At 40.4% G+C, this 16,602-nt stretch carries 13 protein-coding genes; 1 reads left to right on the top strand and 12 read right to left on the bottom strand.

Annotated features, from left to right (window positions below; all coding sequences use genetic code 11):
- Window positions 1-17: 17 nt before the first annotated feature.
- The 8 genes from JKG64_RS13865 to JKG64_RS13830 form a co-directional block, all read right to left on the bottom strand.
- Window positions 18-1,436: a TlpA disulfide reductase family protein gene (locus tag JKG64_RS13865; RefSeq protein WP_210354901.1), complete on the bottom strand. Its 1,419-nt coding sequence runs from the start codon at window positions 1,434-1,436 to the stop codon at window positions 18-20.
- A 44-nt stretch (window positions 1,437-1,480) separates the two neighbouring features.
- Window positions 1,481-2,791 (bottom strand): TlpA family protein disulfide reductase, encoded by a 1,311-nt coding sequence (locus JKG64_RS13860; protein WP_210354900.1) that lies wholly within the window; start codon window positions 2,789-2,791, stop codon window positions 1,481-1,483.
- 42 nt (window positions 2,792-2,833) lie between these two features.
- On the bottom strand, window positions 2,834-3,919 hold the full coding sequence (locus tag JKG64_RS13855) for a peroxiredoxin family protein (RefSeq protein WP_210354899.1): 1,086 nt from the start codon (window positions 3,917-3,919) through the stop codon (window positions 2,834-2,836).
- Window positions 3,920-3,981: 62 nt separating this feature from the next.
- Window positions 3,982-5,436 (bottom strand): RagB/SusD family nutrient uptake outer membrane protein, encoded by a 1,455-nt coding sequence (locus JKG64_RS13850; RefSeq protein ID WP_210354898.1) that lies wholly within the window; start codon window positions 5,434-5,436, stop codon window positions 3,982-3,984.
- 23 nt (window positions 5,437-5,459) lie between these two features.
- A complete protein-coding gene (locus JKG64_RS13845; RefSeq protein ID WP_210354897.1) occupies window positions 5,460-8,993 on the bottom strand; it encodes a SusC/RagA family TonB-linked outer membrane protein in 3,534 nt (1,177 codons plus the stop codon).
- 342 nt (window positions 8,994-9,335) lie between these two features.
- Window positions 9,336-10,463 (bottom strand): FecR family protein, encoded by a 1,128-nt coding sequence (locus tag JKG64_RS13840; RefSeq protein ID WP_210354896.1) that lies wholly within the window; start codon window positions 10,461-10,463, stop codon window positions 9,336-9,338.
- Between the two features lie 116 nt (window positions 10,464-10,579).
- The gene (locus JKG64_RS13835; protein WP_210354895.1) at window positions 10,580-11,158 is read right to left on the bottom strand and encodes an RNA polymerase sigma factor; all 579 of its coding nucleotides are present in this window, start codon (window positions 11,156-11,158) and stop codon (window positions 10,580-10,582) included.
- A 319-nt stretch (window positions 11,159-11,477) separates the two neighbouring features.
- Window positions 11,478-12,233, bottom strand: coding sequence for a sulfite exporter TauE/SafE family protein (locus tag JKG64_RS13830; RefSeq protein ID WP_210354894.1), 756 nt, complete (start codon window positions 12,231-12,233; stop codon window positions 11,478-11,480).
- A gap of 169 nt (window positions 12,234-12,402) precedes the next feature.
- Here JKG64_RS13830 and JKG64_RS13825 point away from each other — a divergent pair, with 169 nt between their 5' ends.
- Window positions 12,403-13,293, top strand: coding sequence for a LysR family transcriptional regulator (locus tag JKG64_RS13825; protein ID WP_210354893.1), 891 nt, complete (start codon window positions 12,403-12,405; stop codon window positions 13,291-13,293).
- 444 nt (window positions 13,294-13,737) lie between these two features.
- Here JKG64_RS13825 and JKG64_RS13820 read toward each other — a convergent pair whose 3' ends face one another.
- Genes JKG64_RS13820 through JKG64_RS13805 form a run of 4 tightly spaced genes read right to left on the bottom strand, consistent with a single transcriptional unit; the run spans window position 13,738 to window position 16,410 of the window.
- Window positions 13,738-15,033 (bottom strand): hypothetical protein, encoded by a 1,296-nt coding sequence (locus JKG64_RS13820; RefSeq protein ID WP_210354892.1) that lies wholly within the window; start codon window positions 15,031-15,033, stop codon window positions 13,738-13,740.
- 11 nt (window positions 15,034-15,044) lie between these two features.
- The gene (locus JKG64_RS13815) at window positions 15,045-15,608 is read right to left on the bottom strand and encodes a hypothetical protein (protein ID WP_210354891.1); all 564 of its coding nucleotides are present in this window, start codon (window positions 15,606-15,608) and stop codon (window positions 15,045-15,047) included.
- Entirely contained in the window at window positions 15,574-16,029 is a 456-nt protein-coding gene (locus tag JKG64_RS13810; RefSeq protein WP_210354890.1) for a hypothetical protein, read from the bottom strand. The genes JKG64_RS13815 and JKG64_RS13810 overlap by 35 nt, the downstream gene beginning before the upstream one ends.
- A gap of 57 nt (window positions 16,030-16,086) precedes the next feature.
- Entirely contained in the window at window positions 16,087-16,410 is a 324-nt protein-coding gene (locus JKG64_RS13805) for a DUF4870 domain-containing protein (RefSeq protein ID WP_210354889.1), read from the bottom strand.
- Window positions 16,411-16,602: the final 192 nt, after the last annotated feature.

Below are 16,602 nucleotides of genomic sequence, written 5' to 3'. Positions count from 1 at the left end.
TAGTCTAATAAAACTAATTAAGAGCCCTTACGTGCCATCTCGACCATTTGCACAACTTCTTCTGCTACTGCTTCGGCTTTGCCCGAAAAACCTGCAGCGGTAAAACGTACCCGACCGTTACCATCGATAATAAATTTAGCCGGAATGCCATCTACTTTGAATGCATCAGCAGCAGGACTTCGTTTTGTTGAGGGATCTTTCGGATCCATATACAGATCGAAGGTATAGTTGCGCTTGGCCAGAAAGCTGCTGGCATCAGCTAATGGATCTTTCGTGTTTTCCCAGGTATGGATAAAAAGAAACTTCACACTTGGATCTTCCTTGTACCGATCAGCAGCCATTTGCATCGCTGGGAATGATTCGACACAGGGACCACACCAGGTCGCCCAAAAGTCCAACACAATGGTCTTGCCTTTAAAATCGGCCAAGGATACCTTTTTGCCGTTGACATCGGTCACAAAAAAATCAGGAGCTGCTTCGTTGATCATCAAGGTGGCTACATGGGTTTTAACTTCGTCAATGAAGTCTTTTTTCAATTCATCAATATAAGCATCCACATCTTGGCCGGGATAGAGTGCAGCATACCCCTTTCTGACTTGATCAATATACTTTTTATCAAACTTGCCTTTTTTCACAGCATCAGCTAGTATAGGTAAAGCTTCTTTATATTGACCGTTTAAACTGGAAAGGAAAGCGTAATTCTCCGCAATTTCAGAGTCTTCTCTATCTTTCGATCTCTCGTACGCTTCTTTGGTCAATGGATAAGCTTCTTGGTATTTTTCGGCTTTAAAAAGCAACTTGGCGTAAGCTGTTAGGTATTCGACATATGCCATTTGCGGATCAACTTCGAGGGCCTTGCTTAAGGTCTTTTCATCCTTGAGCTGAAGAGCCGTTGGCCATTCCTTTTGCGCTAGATCTAGAGTCATCGTGCTGTTATAACCACCAATAATATCTAATGCCAGTGTAATACTGAATATGCGATAGTAAGGATCTTCAATCAAGTTGATGTATTGCATGACTTTACTAGTATCTGGTTCTTCGGCAAAGGCCAAAGCGACCATCGTCTTTTCCATATCCAGATTGATGCCCGCATAATCCTTGAACATCTTCTGTCCCAATGCTTCTACTGCATCCAATCCTTGGTCATAGTCAAACGAGTGCATCCGGATCATGCGCGCTGCAATACTCGCAGGATGCTTCTTCAAGATCCGCTGGTTGACAGCTTCGATCTTCGCTTTGTCACGACCGTAATATTGGTTCAATAGCCCCCAATTGGCAATATCGCCATCCTCCAGTTCTTTGAGTTTTTTATCCAGAACCGCTTTATCCTTTTCATTTTGTAAGGCTTCTAATTTAGGGTTCTTTTCTTCACTTTCCTGTGCCTGCACCCCTAAAGCAAAAAACAGAAATAAGGCGAAAATTAAATTTTTCATCATTAATATGTTATTATTACGCTTATCGTTCTTTTTATGTATACTCATTATCCTCCGATAGTTTTAGCCGCTGCACGAGCTTTGGTAATCTCGACCATGGCTTTTAGCTTATAATACTCTCGATCTGTAGATCCGGCATAACCGGTACTAAAGAAGCGGATATTGCCTGCTGGATCAAACACAATCTTTGTCGGCGTGCCCTGTACATCGTATGCTGCATTTTCTTCATCGCGCAGTACATCGAGCGTAATACCTTTCTGCTCTACATAGCCTTTGACTGTGTTGTGATCTTCAAACAGATCAATCACAAACAACTGCAAATCTTCTTTACTATAGTCGGCTATGACTCGCTCGAAACCAGAAAATGCCGCAATACAAGGTGTACATATTGTACTCCAGAAATCGATGACCAAGATCTTCCCATTGTAATCGGCCAGTCTAACCGGCTTCTCCTGCAAGTCTGTCAATGTGATCTCTTGCATAGGTCGAGTAGAGCGGAAAGTGGTTATGCTTTGCGTATTATCTTCCGGATCCGGAATAGTCCCCTCCAATTCAATTGTTGGGTTTTGCACATATATCGCCTCTATTTCCTTGTAGTATTTTTGATACGCTTTGCCTGTCAAAGATTTCAGGTATTGATCAAAGCCTTTGTCCGAACCTTTTACCTTTGTATAGATTTCTTTAAAATTTGCTACCATGTAAGGATTGGATTCGGCATCGGCAAAAGCCTTTTCTAGTATCTCGAATGCCAACTGATGCTGACCTGCGGAGGCCATGACGATAGCACGACGATTGAGGTAGTTGGACTGGCTATCTTTAAAATACTTTTTATCCCGCATATCACTTCCTGCTGCTGTGGCAGATGCCTCGATCATGGCTTTTGCTTGTTCTATATTCCCCAGTTTAGCATTGGCCGCTGCATTTAACTCCATCAACAATGCAGCCTGACCTAGCTCATCCGATTGGGTTCCTTCCTTGATTTCTTTTAGAAGTTGTCCTGAAATCCGCGCTACAGCAGTGTAATCCTCCTTTGCATCAAATAGCTTATCTGTAGCCTGTGCAACGTAGAGTAACTGTCGTGCATCAAAATCGAGATTAGTCGATTTATAGTATTCATACCGTTCGACATTACCCTTACCCAACCATGCAAATGCCAATTCGGCCCGGTATACATTGGTTGCTTCTGGAGTGAGTATACTGGATGGTAAATCCTGTAACATCGCATTATACTGCTTTTCTTGCTCTTGTACCTTGCCAATAATTTTAAAATTCTGATAATTGTATTTTTCAGGAATGTCCTGCTGCGCCCAAGCGCTACCTGATAGAAGCAGTAATGCTATAATTAATCCCTTGTTCATATTCTCTTTATTTTAGTAGTAAATAATAACATGTTCCGTGTCTTACCTAAGTAATTCGGCCAAGCGGTCATGAAGTGCTTTGTCACGCAAATTTTTACCTACAATCTTCCCATTAGGGTCGACTAGTACATTGGCGGGTATGGATGAGATATCGTATGCAATAGCAACTTCACTTTTATCTGCCTTGAAATCACACAGTTGCTTCCAAGGCAATTTGTCTTCCTGAATAGCTTTCAGCCAAGCCTCTCTTTTGGTATCCAGAGAAATTCCCAGCACTTCAAAGTTTTTGTCCTTAAACTGTTCATAGGCAGCAACTACATTCGGATTCTCTGCACGACAGGGCACACACCAACTCGCCCAGAAATCGACTAACACATATTTACCTCGGTAAGCGGTCAGCGATACGGGATTGCCTTCTACATCATTCAGTGTAAATTCAGGTGCCGATAGCGTGCCCGAAACGGCCACTTTAGCCTGTTCAAGCTTATCTACCCACCCCAGCACCTTCTCCGAGTTTTGCATCCTTTTGCTCAGTGCGTCGTACATGGGTTCGACGAGATCTGGTTGGATAGCCCCTTGTGTAAACAAGTCCATTAGATCGACAGCCACATAGCTATCGGGATAAGTCTTCACAAAATCAAAGATCAACTCCTCAAAGAATTCCATTCCTCCTGCCATCGCAGACTTAGCCTTCATTTTATCCGTTGTTAGCTTTTCATATGCTCGCCATCCCTCTTGTTCTGATCCTCCTCCTTGATATGAGGCCATCCCTGCCTTATCAAAAGAGATATCGATATTTCCATCTAAATAGAAGAGGGCTACATTTTTCATATTGCTACCATCTTCTGTACGATTCTCTTCAGCAGTAACCCCTTTTGTGCGTGGAATGATGAGGTTTAATTCAGCTAATTGCGGTCGGCCTATTGTTCCCTTAAACTCAAATATCCCCGCGTTAATGTGCGTTGTATCTGCCCGATATTCACCGCCTTTGTCATCAGGAGGATAAGACATCACGGCTTTGATCGCCTTAATACTTTGAGGAACGGCACCTCTAATTCTGTAATGTGTCTGTGCCTGTAGTGCTATTGAAATAAAAACGGCTACGGCTAAAAATAGAATCTTCTTCATCCTGTGTTTGTTGTAATCTATCTACTATGCCATGAATCAGATAGTAGATAGACTAATTATTGTTATTTATTTTCTTCCAAGCCTATACTTTCGGCAAGCATACGCTCGCCAAACTTCAACGCAAAGCGCTCAGGTCGCAGTGTAAAGGACTCCAGCACATTACCTTCATTATCGTATAGATCGTGCTTATAAATCACGGTATTGCTGTAAATCGGATCTACAGAAAGCCTACGCATATCCAACCAACGCATACCATTCAATGCAAACTCACGGATACGCTCATCCAAAATAAAACGAACCAATGCCTGTTGATCGGCTGCAATATTTACCGGAACAGCTATGTTATCGGACATCCTGTTTGTTCTTAAAAACTCTACATCTGATACAGCACCGTTGCGATCATTGGTGCGTGCCCTGATTTCAGCGCGCATCAAATACAGATCTGGCAAAGAAGGTCCGATATCTGAGAAAAAGTCGGGGTAACGCTTCATCCCCAAGGGAAACACGAAATCGCCAAACAATTCCGTATCGGAATAAAGTCGAAGACGCTTGTCGGAGGCATCAAAAAGCGATACCGTACGTGGGGTGAAGACAAAAGTATTGGCCGAGGAAACAAACAGCGTACTCACCTGTACATTATAGATTGTTTGTTTATTATTTGCAGCCAAGGGCTTATTGGACGGGCCAAAGCCAAAATCCATATCTGCCCCCCAATCACCCCCGTCGGCCAGCACCTCATTATAATCGTACAGTGCCAGATCTATATTAGACTTTTCAATCTCATCAAAGGCAGCATCAACATGTGTCTTAGCCTTCTCAAAATCTCCCATATAGAGGTAAATACGTGTCAGGTAAAACTCCGCCGCCAGCTTTGAAAACTTGCGACGGTGTGTAAGCGGCCCTAAATCGGGTAAGGCCTCTGTCAAGTCTTTAATCATAAAATCGTAAACCTCCTGTACTGTGGCACGCGGAAATTCTCTATTGGTCACATCGGCTGTCGTTAAGACCGGTACACCTAGATCGGTAGCTGCAGTAGCAGCACTGTAGGGTACCGAAAAATCGTTAACAAACATCAATTGACAAATGGCTCTACCGACCTTTGCTTCAGCCAAGATAGCGCTCTTTTGTGCTTCGGAACCACCTTGGGAATCCATAACCTCATTGATAATCTTGTTGAACAGGTACTGTCGCTGGATATAGGAATAGGCTCCTGTTACCTCTTCAGGCAATTCGTCGGGTTGATACACCCGATCTTCATACCGGAAGAGACGCTGCATCCGTAGTCCTGTTCCATTAAAATAAGTTTGCTGTGCTGCAACCTCATCGCCCAGATAACCGGAGGCTGTAAAGCTTGACTGAAGATAGATTGCATTCAATATCTGCTCATAATCTTTTGTCGATTTAGCAATTAGATATCCCTTAGGTTCTATCTCTAGAAAATCTTTTTTACAGGATGTCTGGAATAATGTCAGTGCGATGAAAGACGAGATCAATATATATTTATAGCGTGTTTGCATAATCTATTTTTTTACATGATAAATTAAAGTGTGATATGGGCGCCGAATGTCACCTGCCCCTGGCCTGTACGAATGACCCGTCCACCACGTGCGGAATGAAACTCTGGATCAATCCCCAAACTATTCGCTTTCCACAGCATAATATTGGATACCTGAACCCGGAAACTGACCGCTTGTGCACGAAGACGCTTCGCCAATTCATCATTCAGACTATAGGAAAATGTCACGTCCCTTAACTTTAGAAAAGAAGCATTGAAAATATTTGAGTTTGCGTAGCTATAATAACTCGTATTTCTACTGTAATTGTCATCGCTGTTGCCAACATATCTTGGAATGTTAGTCCGGCTTTCGTCTCCCGCCTGCTTCCATCGGTTGGCAAACTCGGGGTGGATCGAGTTCGTGTATAGGGGCTCGCCCCAGAAAGAATTACCGTCGCGGAACATTTTATGTCCCGCATTATAGCTCATATTAATACCCAATTGAAAGTTTTTGTATTGAAAATTATTGGAGAGTCCGCCGCTCCAGATGGGTTGTGAGGTACCCATATATAAAACATCATCCGGTGTGTTGCCATCTATAGCGGATGTGACGGTACCATCGGCTAGGGTGATCTGTGGATCTCCAATCGCATTAAGACCGGCATAATTATACCCAAAGAGTGTAAAAGCAGCATATCCCACCACATAATCTTGATCAATCATCCCGGCCCCTGTAGCAATAGGTGTGGTTCGTGCTAGTTTGGTGATTTTATTCTGATTGTAACCCAAGGTAAAACCGGTATTCCAAAAGAAGTCTTTTCGTATCAAATTCATAGAATTCAAACTGATATCGATTCCTTTATTCTCTAGATTACCAAAATTCCCGGTTACACCGGAGAATCCGGTGAGCGGCGAAGTACTCAACACACCTATTAAATCCTGTGTATTTTTGATATAACCATCAATTGAGCCCGACAGTCTTCCACCAAAGACACCAAAATCTATACCTCCATTGTATACGGTAGTTCCTTCCCAAGTTAGCTTTCTATTAGCTGGGGAGCTCATGATCACCCCGGTGCCAGAGACATAATTAACATCCGACTCTGCCTTCAGTATATCAAATGAGGAAGCCGTACCAGGCGCTGGGGCATTGCCGGTGACACCGTAGGTAAACCGGAGATCCAAGTGATCGAGCCAATTGGGTTTATTCAAAAATGCTTCACGACCAAGTGCCCATTTGGCACCGATACTGTAAACAGGCCTATTCTGTGCCGACTTATCGAAACCAAACAAGTTACTTTCGTCTATACGCCAGCTGGCGTTTAACGTATATTTGCGTATGTAAGAATAGTTTAAATTGGAATAATAGGATGTGGTCCTGCTAATAATCCCCTCGCCACCGCTGACATAATTCTCGTCGAGTGTGGCTGTACCTCCACGAACGGTACCGGTAATCCCTTTTCCCAATGTCTCATAATCTACAGGTCGCGATACTTGCAACTGATCATCCCAACCGCGGTAGATAACACGTGTGGCTAATGGCGTGGTGCTGGTTGCTTCCTGACCCGCCAACACTGTAAGCTGATGCTTATCCTCCCATGCTGTATCGTATATCAATTGGTTCCGAACGGTCCAGTTTTTGGTTAGAGCGTTGTTTTCCGTCAGTCGCCCCCCCGTAGATGGAAGGTAATAAACAGGAATAGTATTCACATTTGCTGCCTTTGTAAAAGTCATCAATTCATTGCGCACCATATAGCTTTCCTGATCTAGGACGACTCGGTTATTTGATGAAGCGACATTATATCCATAAGTACCCTCGAAACGAAGTCCTTTGTACAGGTTTATTTTTCCACCACCAACAATACGCGCAGATAATCCTGTACCATTGGTACGGCCTCTATCCATTTCTTCCAACGGTACAAAATCCAGATTGACCCGGCTTCTAGCCTGATAGTCCAATCGATAAGCATCACTGTATCCACCCATATAATTTACGGTCAACGGATTGCCAGAGGCATCCTGCAACAATTGATACGGGACAATAGATGTGGTGATCGGTGTGTATCCCGTATCACCTGAACTGGTGAGATTAACTATATTATTTGCAGCCGTACGGGTAGTTCCCAAATCGGTTACCAAAAAAAGCTGTAAATGCCTGTTGATATTAAAATCCTGCCGAAGATTGACTTTAAACCGGTTATCCTTCTCGCCCGGTGTATCACTTTGTAAGCCGATATAATTGACCGAACCGTAGAAAGAATGTACGGGGCCGCCACTGGCGACAGATATGGTGTGATTGGTTGTCATCGCATTTCGATACATCATATCTGTAATCTGATTCCGGTTATCTATTCCAGCTAGACTATCGAGCATCTGATCGGCGCGTTGCTGTGTCAAAAGGCCGCGAGGCACGGCATATTGAATCTGTAAATGTGGGGGAACTGCCGATAGTGTCTCGACACTACTCCAAGGGTAATAGTCCACATATTGAGGGAACAATTCCCGAGCTGTAGCAATAAACTGCCCGCTATTCATACGTTGCAGGTAATCAAGGTCTGGTCGCCCTTGGATATTATGATACCCATCGTAATCAATCCTTAATTTCTGCCCAGGAGCACCTTTCTTGGTCGTAATAACAATAACACCATTAGCAGCTTTTGCTCCCCAAATAGAAGAAGAACTCGCATCTTTTAATACGGTGATATCTGCGATATCCTGCATATTCAAACTTTCTAGAGAAACTCCCTGTAACTCTACTCCATCAACAACGATCAAAGGTCCTCGTGTGGAATTGATAGATGTCAATCCTCGGATTAAGAGCGGATTATTTTCGCCGGATGGTGCATTATTTACAGTCAGTCCAGGTACTAACCCATCCAGGCGTTGCAGGACATTTACGCTAGAAGAGCGATTTTTCATAATATCGATATTAGGCTTGGCAAATGAACCAGCACTACGCTCGCGCGAAAGGTTTTGGTACCCCGTAGAGTAACTTACCTCTACCTCTTCGACATCACTCCGTAGCATTTCCAGATGGATGTCACCCAGGTTTTGGGCGGCTTTTATTTCTTGTCTATAGTAACCTACATAGGACACTTGTATCGTGGCATTTTGTGCAACATTATGTAAGGTGAACCGTCCGTTCTCATCAGTGATAACATCTGAAACCCCTCCTTTAACACGGATAGTGGCACCGACCAATGGATTTCCCCCTTCGTCGACAACGCGTCCGCGAACATCAATATTTTCAATTGAAGCCTCCAAAACATTGCTTGGTGACACTTGTTCATTCTTGCGTATTGAAATAATATTTCCCTCGATAATGTACGTAAAAGGAAGGCCTTTAAGCACGCTTTTCATCGCTGCATCGATGCTTGCATTTGCCAATGCAACATCAATTACTCTATCTTTAGGCAAACTCTTTCCGTCAAAGTAAAAGTCGTAACCGCTTTGTTTTCTGATTTCTTTTAAGGCGGACTCTATCGATACATTTCTTTTGGACAGCGTGATCTGCTGTCCGAATGTCGATGCACTGACCTGCATCAGGGTTGCTATCAATATGATGGTGGTTAGTCGCATAATCAGCACGATTTTAGTAAAGAGGCTTTTATATGCCTCGATATATTTGGCAAAGGTTTTATACATTTTTATTGTCGTAGTTTTAAACAAACCTAGCAGCTGACAAAAAGCCTTGAATTGTACATTCGCACAATTTTAGCTAAGTTTGTTTAGTTTGGTAAAACAGCAATCCTTAGCTTTCGACGGATGAGGTTGCTGTCATAAATGGTTATAATTCCAAGCTGGCCAGAAGCATCTTATGCTTCTGGTTTATCGTTTAGCAGTTATGTTTCTTGTCGTTTCATCGTTTTTCAATTTTAGATTTATAAAATTTAGTTAGTTTTTAATATTTATAAGCTTACTTCACCGAACCACATGAATCGTTCGGCCTACGATTTTGAATTTGACCATACCCGAAGATTCTATGGATTTGAGTACCTGAGATAAGGGCTTATCCCGGGCAATCCATCCTCCGGACTCCATACCATCGGGTATAGAGCCATCGTAGACAACCTCCATATCGTACCATCGGGCTATTTTTCGCATAGCTACTTTGAAATCAACATGATTAAGGTAAAAGTCTCCTTCCTTCCAATCGATGCAATTCTCTACATCTGTACGAACGATCTGAATGTCCTTCCCATTATTGACGGCCTGTTCTCCAGGCTTGACAAATCGTTCGCTTTTTTCGGTCTTGATTTTAATGGATCCCTCGATTAGTGTTGTACTGGCAACCGGTTCGTCTAAATAAGCATTTACATTGAAACTAGTTCCCAAAACTTCAACCTCCTGTGTACGCGTCTGTACGATGAAAGGCTTCGATTTATCCTTAGCTACTTCAAAATAAGCTTCTCCAGCAAGTTTGACCCTACGTCTACCCGCATGGACCAATTGGGGGCTATAGGTCAAACTCGACCCCGCATTTAACCAGACTTTAGATCCATCCGGCAGTCGCACCTGATAGGTCTCCCCATTTGAGGTAGACAAGGTATTCTCCTGATCTTCTACTCCTCCTACTCCACTTAATTCATACACCAGCTGCCCATCAACTCCCTTAGTGATTAGAACACCTGACTGCTCGGCGATGTCTCCTACTGTAAGATCATTGATAACTATGACCCTTCCATCTGCTAGAGTCAATGTAGCACCGTCCTTGCCAGGTGAGACCTGATCGATGTCTGCAAGCGCTGTCGAAGCCCCTTGTCGGTATAGAATGAATACGGAGCTAGCCACTACTGCAATAAAAATGGCGGCCACCATCGCCCACCTGTGCCATAAGCGAAAAGGTTTTTTAGATACCGGTGAGGTATCCGGTATATCCAGTCTCGTCCAGATCTGCGAACTTGCTGATTTAATAGCTTCTTCGGAGAGCATTGAATCGTCTCTTTGGTGAAGCTGAAAAAGCCAAAGATCAACCATAGCCTGCTCTTCAACAGTAAGTTCGGTTGTACCAATTTTATCAAGAATAACTTTAATATCTTCTTTAATCATATGAGGGGTTAGTCTGCTCTTTACATATAAGGCGTAATGAGATAGCTTTTGGGGTAAGCATTTTCAAAGAAAAATCAAAAAAATAAGTAAAACACTGATTTACAGTGCTAAATATTTTAATTATTCAGGACGTATAGTATAAAAATGAATAAACCTAACTTATCTCGAAGCTGCTTGTTAGCGTGCTTGATATGGGTAGTTACGGTCTGTGGGGTAATACCTAAACGTTCGCTGATCTCTTCGGCGGTAAGCTGCTCCCTATATTTTAATTCATACACCTGACGCATACGGGGCGGTAATGCACTTATCTCATAATCTATCAGATTACGAATATCTTTTTCACGAATGAGGTAATCCGTTTCTTCGCTGTCAACATCAATAAAATGGTCTCCTATTTCAATATAACGCTGAAAAGTTTCTTTCCTTCGAAAGATGTCAAAAATTCGGTGAAGTACAGACTTGTAGAGGTAACTGGATAACGATGTTTTGAGGGTCAGGTTCTGACCGTTCTCCAGTAGCCAGGCAAAAACATCATGCACCACATCCATTGCTTCTACTTCGTTCTTTAGTTTCTTGTAGGCAAAGACATATAAAAGCTCGCTATACCGTTGATAGATTTCATTAAATGCCAACTGTTCTCCCTCTTTAAAAAGGGAAACTATTTCTGAATCGCTATATTGGCTGTAATTGATCATTTCTTATTGCGGATCGCAATTTACAAAAATAAAGAAGATTACTTCTCAATTAAAATTATTGAAGTCCGTCTCCGCTGGTAACGCCCCCTTGCACCTAAGAGGTCCCTATCGTTATTAAACGCCTTTGCTGGTGTGCTATCAAAGATGTTAAATTTCAAAAACAGAGAATCCCGAAACGCACATAGGTTAATCTAAACTGTCTTTAGGTTAAGATCTCCTCAACATATTTATTTCTCAACAGGAATAAAGGAAGAAATCTTCTGAGCGAACTGTACGTTGAGTCATTCTGTTTTCTAAAGGCCGTTGCATTTTAAAATTATTAAGACGTCAGAATAGGATGAAGAGCTAGTTCTAGACCTAGAACTGCAATAAATATAAAAAAGCAAATACGGAAAGTTTTTACACTGATGCGCTTGCGAATTATAGTGCCTGTCCACATACCGAACAATGCTGGAGCGACAGCAAGCGCTGATAGACTAATATTTCCAAGGTGAAAAGCTCCACCTTTAAATAAGCCTGCTGCCAGGGCAATTGTTGAGACCGTAAACGCTAAACCGAGCGCCTGAATCAGATCATCTTTAGAAAGCCCCAGAGACTGGATATAAGGAACGGCTGGCAACGTAAAAACACCTGTAGCTCCATTGAGAAGTCCTGTTACCAATCCCATGATTGGCGATAATCGGCGTTCCAACCTTAAAGGAGTAAACAATGGTTTTGCGGTCAATCCATGTATAGAATAGAATAGTAAAGCAAGCCCCAATACTATTCCTGTATACGGAGTATTGGCACTCGTAAGTAGCCATGATCCGGCAAGCGTTCCAATTATTATCCCAACCATCATTATCCAAAATCTCTTTATTAATCCCACGAAATTTGGTCCGGTAAAGAGTTGCCAAAAATTGGTCACAAAGGATGGAATGATTAAAAGTGAAGCAGCACTGAGTGGAGACATAACTACACTAAGTATTCCCATTGCCATCGTGGGTAATCCCATCCCGGCCACTCCTTTAACAAATCCTGCAATAAAGAACGTGATGATGATTAATAAAATATTTAACGTTGAGTAATCGCTCATTTTGAAATTTTTAGTTTTGATAATGTATTTTTAAAAATCCGTTATACAATTTGTAATTCCCACTATAAATTTAAACAGGTACATATAAACTTACTTTCACAAAAGTAACACACAACAACTCTTCAAACAATCGGAATTATCTGTAACTTCACTTCAAATTTATTGAAGTATGGACATTCAACATCTCCGAAGTTTCAAAACAATTGTAGAAAAAGGCAATTTTCAGGATGCGGCAAGTGAACTGAACTACTCTCTCTCGGCTATCAGCTATCAAATGCAGCAATTGGAAAATGAGGTTAAATTCCCATTATTTGAAAAAATTGGCCGGAGAATGGTTGCTACTGAACAATCATTAAAACTGATACCACACATCAAAAAAATAGAGGACCAAATAGGACAGATACGCTTATTGAATTCTAAAAGCAAAAAAATAGAAGGCAGTTTAACAATTTCAGTTTCTGATAGTATCTTAACTTATATTATCCAGCCGGTTTTAAAAGAGTTTATAAAAAAAGCTCCTGATGTCACGTTAAAGCTTAAGGTCAAAAACCGTTACGACATTCAAAAAGAAGTCATACGTAACGAAATTGATTTAGGGATTCATTATCAGGCTTTTGAATACGACAAACAGATTATTGTCAACGAAATAAAGGATTTCAGTATTGGTATAATTGCATCACCCGATATGGCAATTTCTGAGCGTGATTTTGACACGAGCAATCAAACTAAAAATATCTCTATTATTAATAATGATCCAAATGCGATTTATCAGATTTATTTTGGAGAACACTTAAGAGAAAAAGAAATAAAACTTACAGGACAGACTCTGGAGGTATGGAGTATAGAATCAACAAAACAAAGTGTAATCAGTAATCTAGGAATTGCTTGCTTACCTCTTTTTGTGGTTAAAAACGAGCTGAATGAAGGAAAGGTTAATGAAATACCAATCAAGGATTTCAAACGCAAGATTACTATGATCACTGCCCAACATTCGAATAAATGGATTAGCCCTGCTATGGAGCTATTTTTACATTTGTTAAAAGAGCAACACCTTCAGTAACGAACTATACTCAGTCCTCAATTATAGGGTAAGGTCTCTAGAATACGATCCCGTCTTCTACGCTCCCTTAACAGGCTGTAAGATTTTATTATCCACTGGCTCCAATAACTCCTCAATCCAAAATCGTTGCAGGTCGATTCCCACCAGTAGATCTGCCTATTTGCCACAGAAAAGATTAGCATGTATAGCAGCAAACAATTAGAAAAGTTGATATCGAAGAAAAATTTCTATCGGTAGATTAATCTATAAAAACCAGGTTTGAGACATGATTACTAGAGAACTGCCAGAAGAAAAACAAATAAGATCATTCTCATAAAGGTGACAAACATAGGTACTTTCATAAGTGCTTGTATGTTGTAAACAAATTTATCTTTAAGGAAAGCGTATAAAAAGATTAATACTTAACAACGGTAAAACTAGAGTACACAATTGTAGATAGGGAGCCTATGGAAGTGAGGAATAGAAAAACTCAAATTCTTCAGATAAAACTTTTTTTTCCTGGTCATATAGATAGATTTTCACTTGCTTTACCGCAGACTTATTGGTAATGTAACCGTACGGATTCAAGTCAAATAAATCATGCCTCTTGCGCGTGGCAGGTGCCGTATACACGTCTATGCTTTTGTCATATACAAACTCTGTCGTCATTTTCTCATTCCAAGTATCATTTTCGGGATCAAAATCATACGCACTTTCTTGGATGACATTTCCTTCTTTATCAAATTTGACAGTGCTTTGTGTTCCCGTTCTTGCATCATAAGAATGGGAAAGATCCTGAAAAAGTGTCAAGCGCCCTTCTTTGTCATAAAGGTGTATCTGCTCCAATTGAAGCATTAATTGATTATTGGTCGTATCTACTTCTGAAAATAAAATATCTTGCGCTTTGCCCTGCTTATTGAAATAGGTCTCGACTTGTGTCTGTATCATCCATTTACTATTAATATCCTCCCATTTATAACTGCTGCTCTTTTTTTTGTTCTGCTCCGGCCACAACTCTTCTTCAAACTTGGAGACGGGCATCCAGCTATTGTTCTGCCCTTTGTAAAGAATATAGTTTTCTGTTCTGATACTATCTTTACCTAACTCATAAACGACTTTTTCTTGTTTGTGCCATTGGTTTTGTTTCCACTCTATGGTCTCAAAACCAATTATAATGGTATCCTTTTGATAGCCGTTTACCGTTTGGGTTAACGGTTGCCAAGTCTGTTCTTTATCATTCCACAGGAAAGCCTCATGCCTTTTGATCTTATCAAATGCATTAATGACAGATACACTCTTCTGTATGGGCTGAAATTTATCGTCCTTAGTATCGTAATCTGTTTCTATAATTGAATCTTGGGTATACAATCGTTTGTTTTCAAACACTTTTATCCATTGATTATTTCTTTTCTGATAGCTACTGAACTGGATTACTTTGTTGTTAGCATTGAATTCTTGTTCTACTTTCTCTTCTTCATCCCAGGTATCACGTATAGGGTTCCAAACTGAAGAGATACGGTATAGCTCATTTCCTTTGTCATCATATGCTACCTGTATACGCTCACTTCTTTGAATAATATCATTTGCTCCTTGTCGCTTGTACCTTATAAGTTCTGCCTTCTCATTTTCAGCGTCATATTTTTGAGTAGCGATAACCTGAACTCCATTTATGTGGTGAACGACAGAGTCCAATTGGTAATGTTGAGCAAATCCTGAGAAGCTTACCGACAGACATATTAGAATTAAATACGATTTTAGCATTCTTATTGTTTTTAATGATTAAAAGACGAACCACCGGAATTGGAGGGAATTGTTACCGCTGATTTTGTTACCATTTGTTCTATTTTAGTCAAGATCTCACTTCGATAAGCAACTATTTTTTCATTGTCTTTCTTTATAGAAAAATATTCACTAATTGCGTAACTCTTTACAAATTGCATTCTCTTTTTACCGATTCTGTACTGCCAACTTCCCATTTCGGAACTTTGGTAGATAACAACCTCATCTAGGTTCATGATCTTCCTCTTCGACAGGAATAGGCTACTTTGATAAACTTCATTCGCTGATCGGTCGAACATATACCTAAGGGGGATATATAACAGGATTTCTTTAAGAAAGAACCAAACAGTCATGACAAAAAGTGTAGCACTAATAATTAAGGATAGCTTGCTCATCGATGCATAATAAAATACTGACAATATTCCAAAAATCACTATCGCCAGTCCATACCATTTGAGCTTGCTTCGGTAGGGATGAAACGGCTTAAAAGAAAAAATAGAAGCGCTTTCCTCGATTTGATATCTATCTCTCATCGCTAATGATTTCTTCCATTTCATTCAGGATACTTTGCATGGCTTTCACCGTAAATCCCTGAGCAATCTGAATAGCTTTTTCTTTTCCACTCTCATCCAAATAGTAGGCACTGAGCATAGCATTGGTCTTGATAAAATTATTGGACACGGTAAATAATTCAAAACGCTGAATACTATCTATAGAAATGGTAACTTGTGGCTTTGCCAAACCGACTTTTGCATGTAACAATCTTTTATCCATATCAATACTCATTTTTTTCGTAGCTATAGCCCAAAAGGACAAAACGCCCAAAATCAGCATGCCCCACATTAGACTATAAATAGCAACGTAATATCCAACAAATGCGAAGGCAAACAAACCTGCAATGAGTATAATACTGGAGCCGTATTGAGGTTTCATCTCATACAACTGACTTCCTTCTTGCTTGAAGTGTTTTAGATTCATAATCAATCTTTAAAAAAGTAAAAAACTATTTTTCTCCTATTACTTTGATCTTAAGGTTTATTGTATAAATCCGAATTTGCTTTCAAACAGTCTGCCAATCAGGGGTAATGGCTTCTCGACTTCATTGGAAGCGTTTATGATACCAATAATCATTAAGCCAAGAAATATGATTCCTACATAACTTAATAAACCAAGAAAAGGAATAATACTAATCAAAATACTGACTACAACATTAAAAACAATACTTGTAATAAGTAAACCAAAAGATTGTCTTAAATGATATTTAAGTAAACTGTTTGCATTTTCTTTTCCTGAAAAATAAGCGATAAGCCATCCGATTAGTGTGATGTAAGATACGATTGAAAGTGTTTTGTTAGTCATTGCTTTTCTGTTTTATTATTAAAAAACGAATTTGACTATTTTATTAAAGCAACACTAATTTTTAACACCTACAGAATTACTACTACAAAGTAGCAAGCATCTACAAAATGACTACAATGTTTAGTAAACACTATCAATCAAACACTTACCTTTTATAGTGTCGTTTAAAAAATTCTTCTACAAAGGCTGGGT

Origin of the sequence: Sphingobacterium tabacisoli, from assembly GCF_017908035.1 — a bacterium.
Lineage (GTDB): Bacteria > Bacteroidota > Bacteroidia > Sphingobacteriales > Sphingobacteriaceae > Sphingobacterium > Sphingobacterium tabacisoli.
This window is presented reverse-complemented; position numbering and strand designations above follow the sequence as displayed.

Coding starts and splice junctions, on each gene's coding strand:
- JKG64_RS13835 (WP_210354895.1), bottom strand. CDS start 11,158: ATGATCAATTACAGCCAATATAGCGATTCAGAAATAGTTTCCCTTTTT.
- JKG64_RS13850 (WP_210354898.1), bottom strand. CDS start 5,436: ATGCAAACACGCTATAAATATATATTGATCTCGTCTTTCATCGCACTG.
- JKG64_RS13855 (WP_210354899.1), bottom strand. CDS start 3,919: ATGAAGAAGATTCTATTTTTAGCCGTAGCCGTTTTTATTTCAATAGCA.
- JKG64_RS13805 (WP_210354889.1), bottom strand. CDS start 16,410: ATGACTAACAAAACACTTTCAATCGTATCTTACATCACACTAATCGGA.
- JKG64_RS13820 (WP_210354892.1), bottom strand. CDS start 15,033: ATGCTAAAATCGTATTTAATTCTAATATGTCTGTCGGTAAGCTTCTCA.
- JKG64_RS13860 (WP_210354900.1), bottom strand. CDS start 2,791: ATGAACAAGGGATTAATTATAGCATTACTGCTTCTATCAGGTAGCGCT.
- JKG64_RS13815 (WP_210354891.1), bottom strand. CDS start 15,608: ATGAAATGGAAGAAATCATTAGCGATGAGAGATAGATATCAAATCGAG.
- JKG64_RS13810 (WP_210354890.1), bottom strand. CDS start 16,029: ATGAATCTAAAACACTTCAAGCAAGAAGGAAGTCAGTTGTATGAGATG.
- JKG64_RS13830 (WP_210354894.1), bottom strand. CDS start 12,233: ATGAGCGATTACTCAACGTTAAATATTTTATTAATCATCATCACGTTC.
- JKG64_RS13840 (WP_210354896.1), bottom strand. CDS start 10,463: ATGATTAAAGAAGATATTAAAGTTATTCTTGATAAAATTGGTACAACC.
- JKG64_RS13825 (WP_210354893.1), top strand. CDS start 12,403: ATGGACATTCAACATCTCCGAAGTTTCAAAACAATTGTAGAAAAAGGC.
- JKG64_RS13845 (WP_210354897.1), bottom strand. CDS start 8,993: ATGCGACTAACCACCATCATATTGATAGCAACCCTGATGCAGGTCAGT.
- JKG64_RS13865 (WP_210354901.1), bottom strand. CDS start 1,436: ATGATGAAAAATTTAATTTTCGCCTTATTTCTGTTTTTTGCTTTAGGG.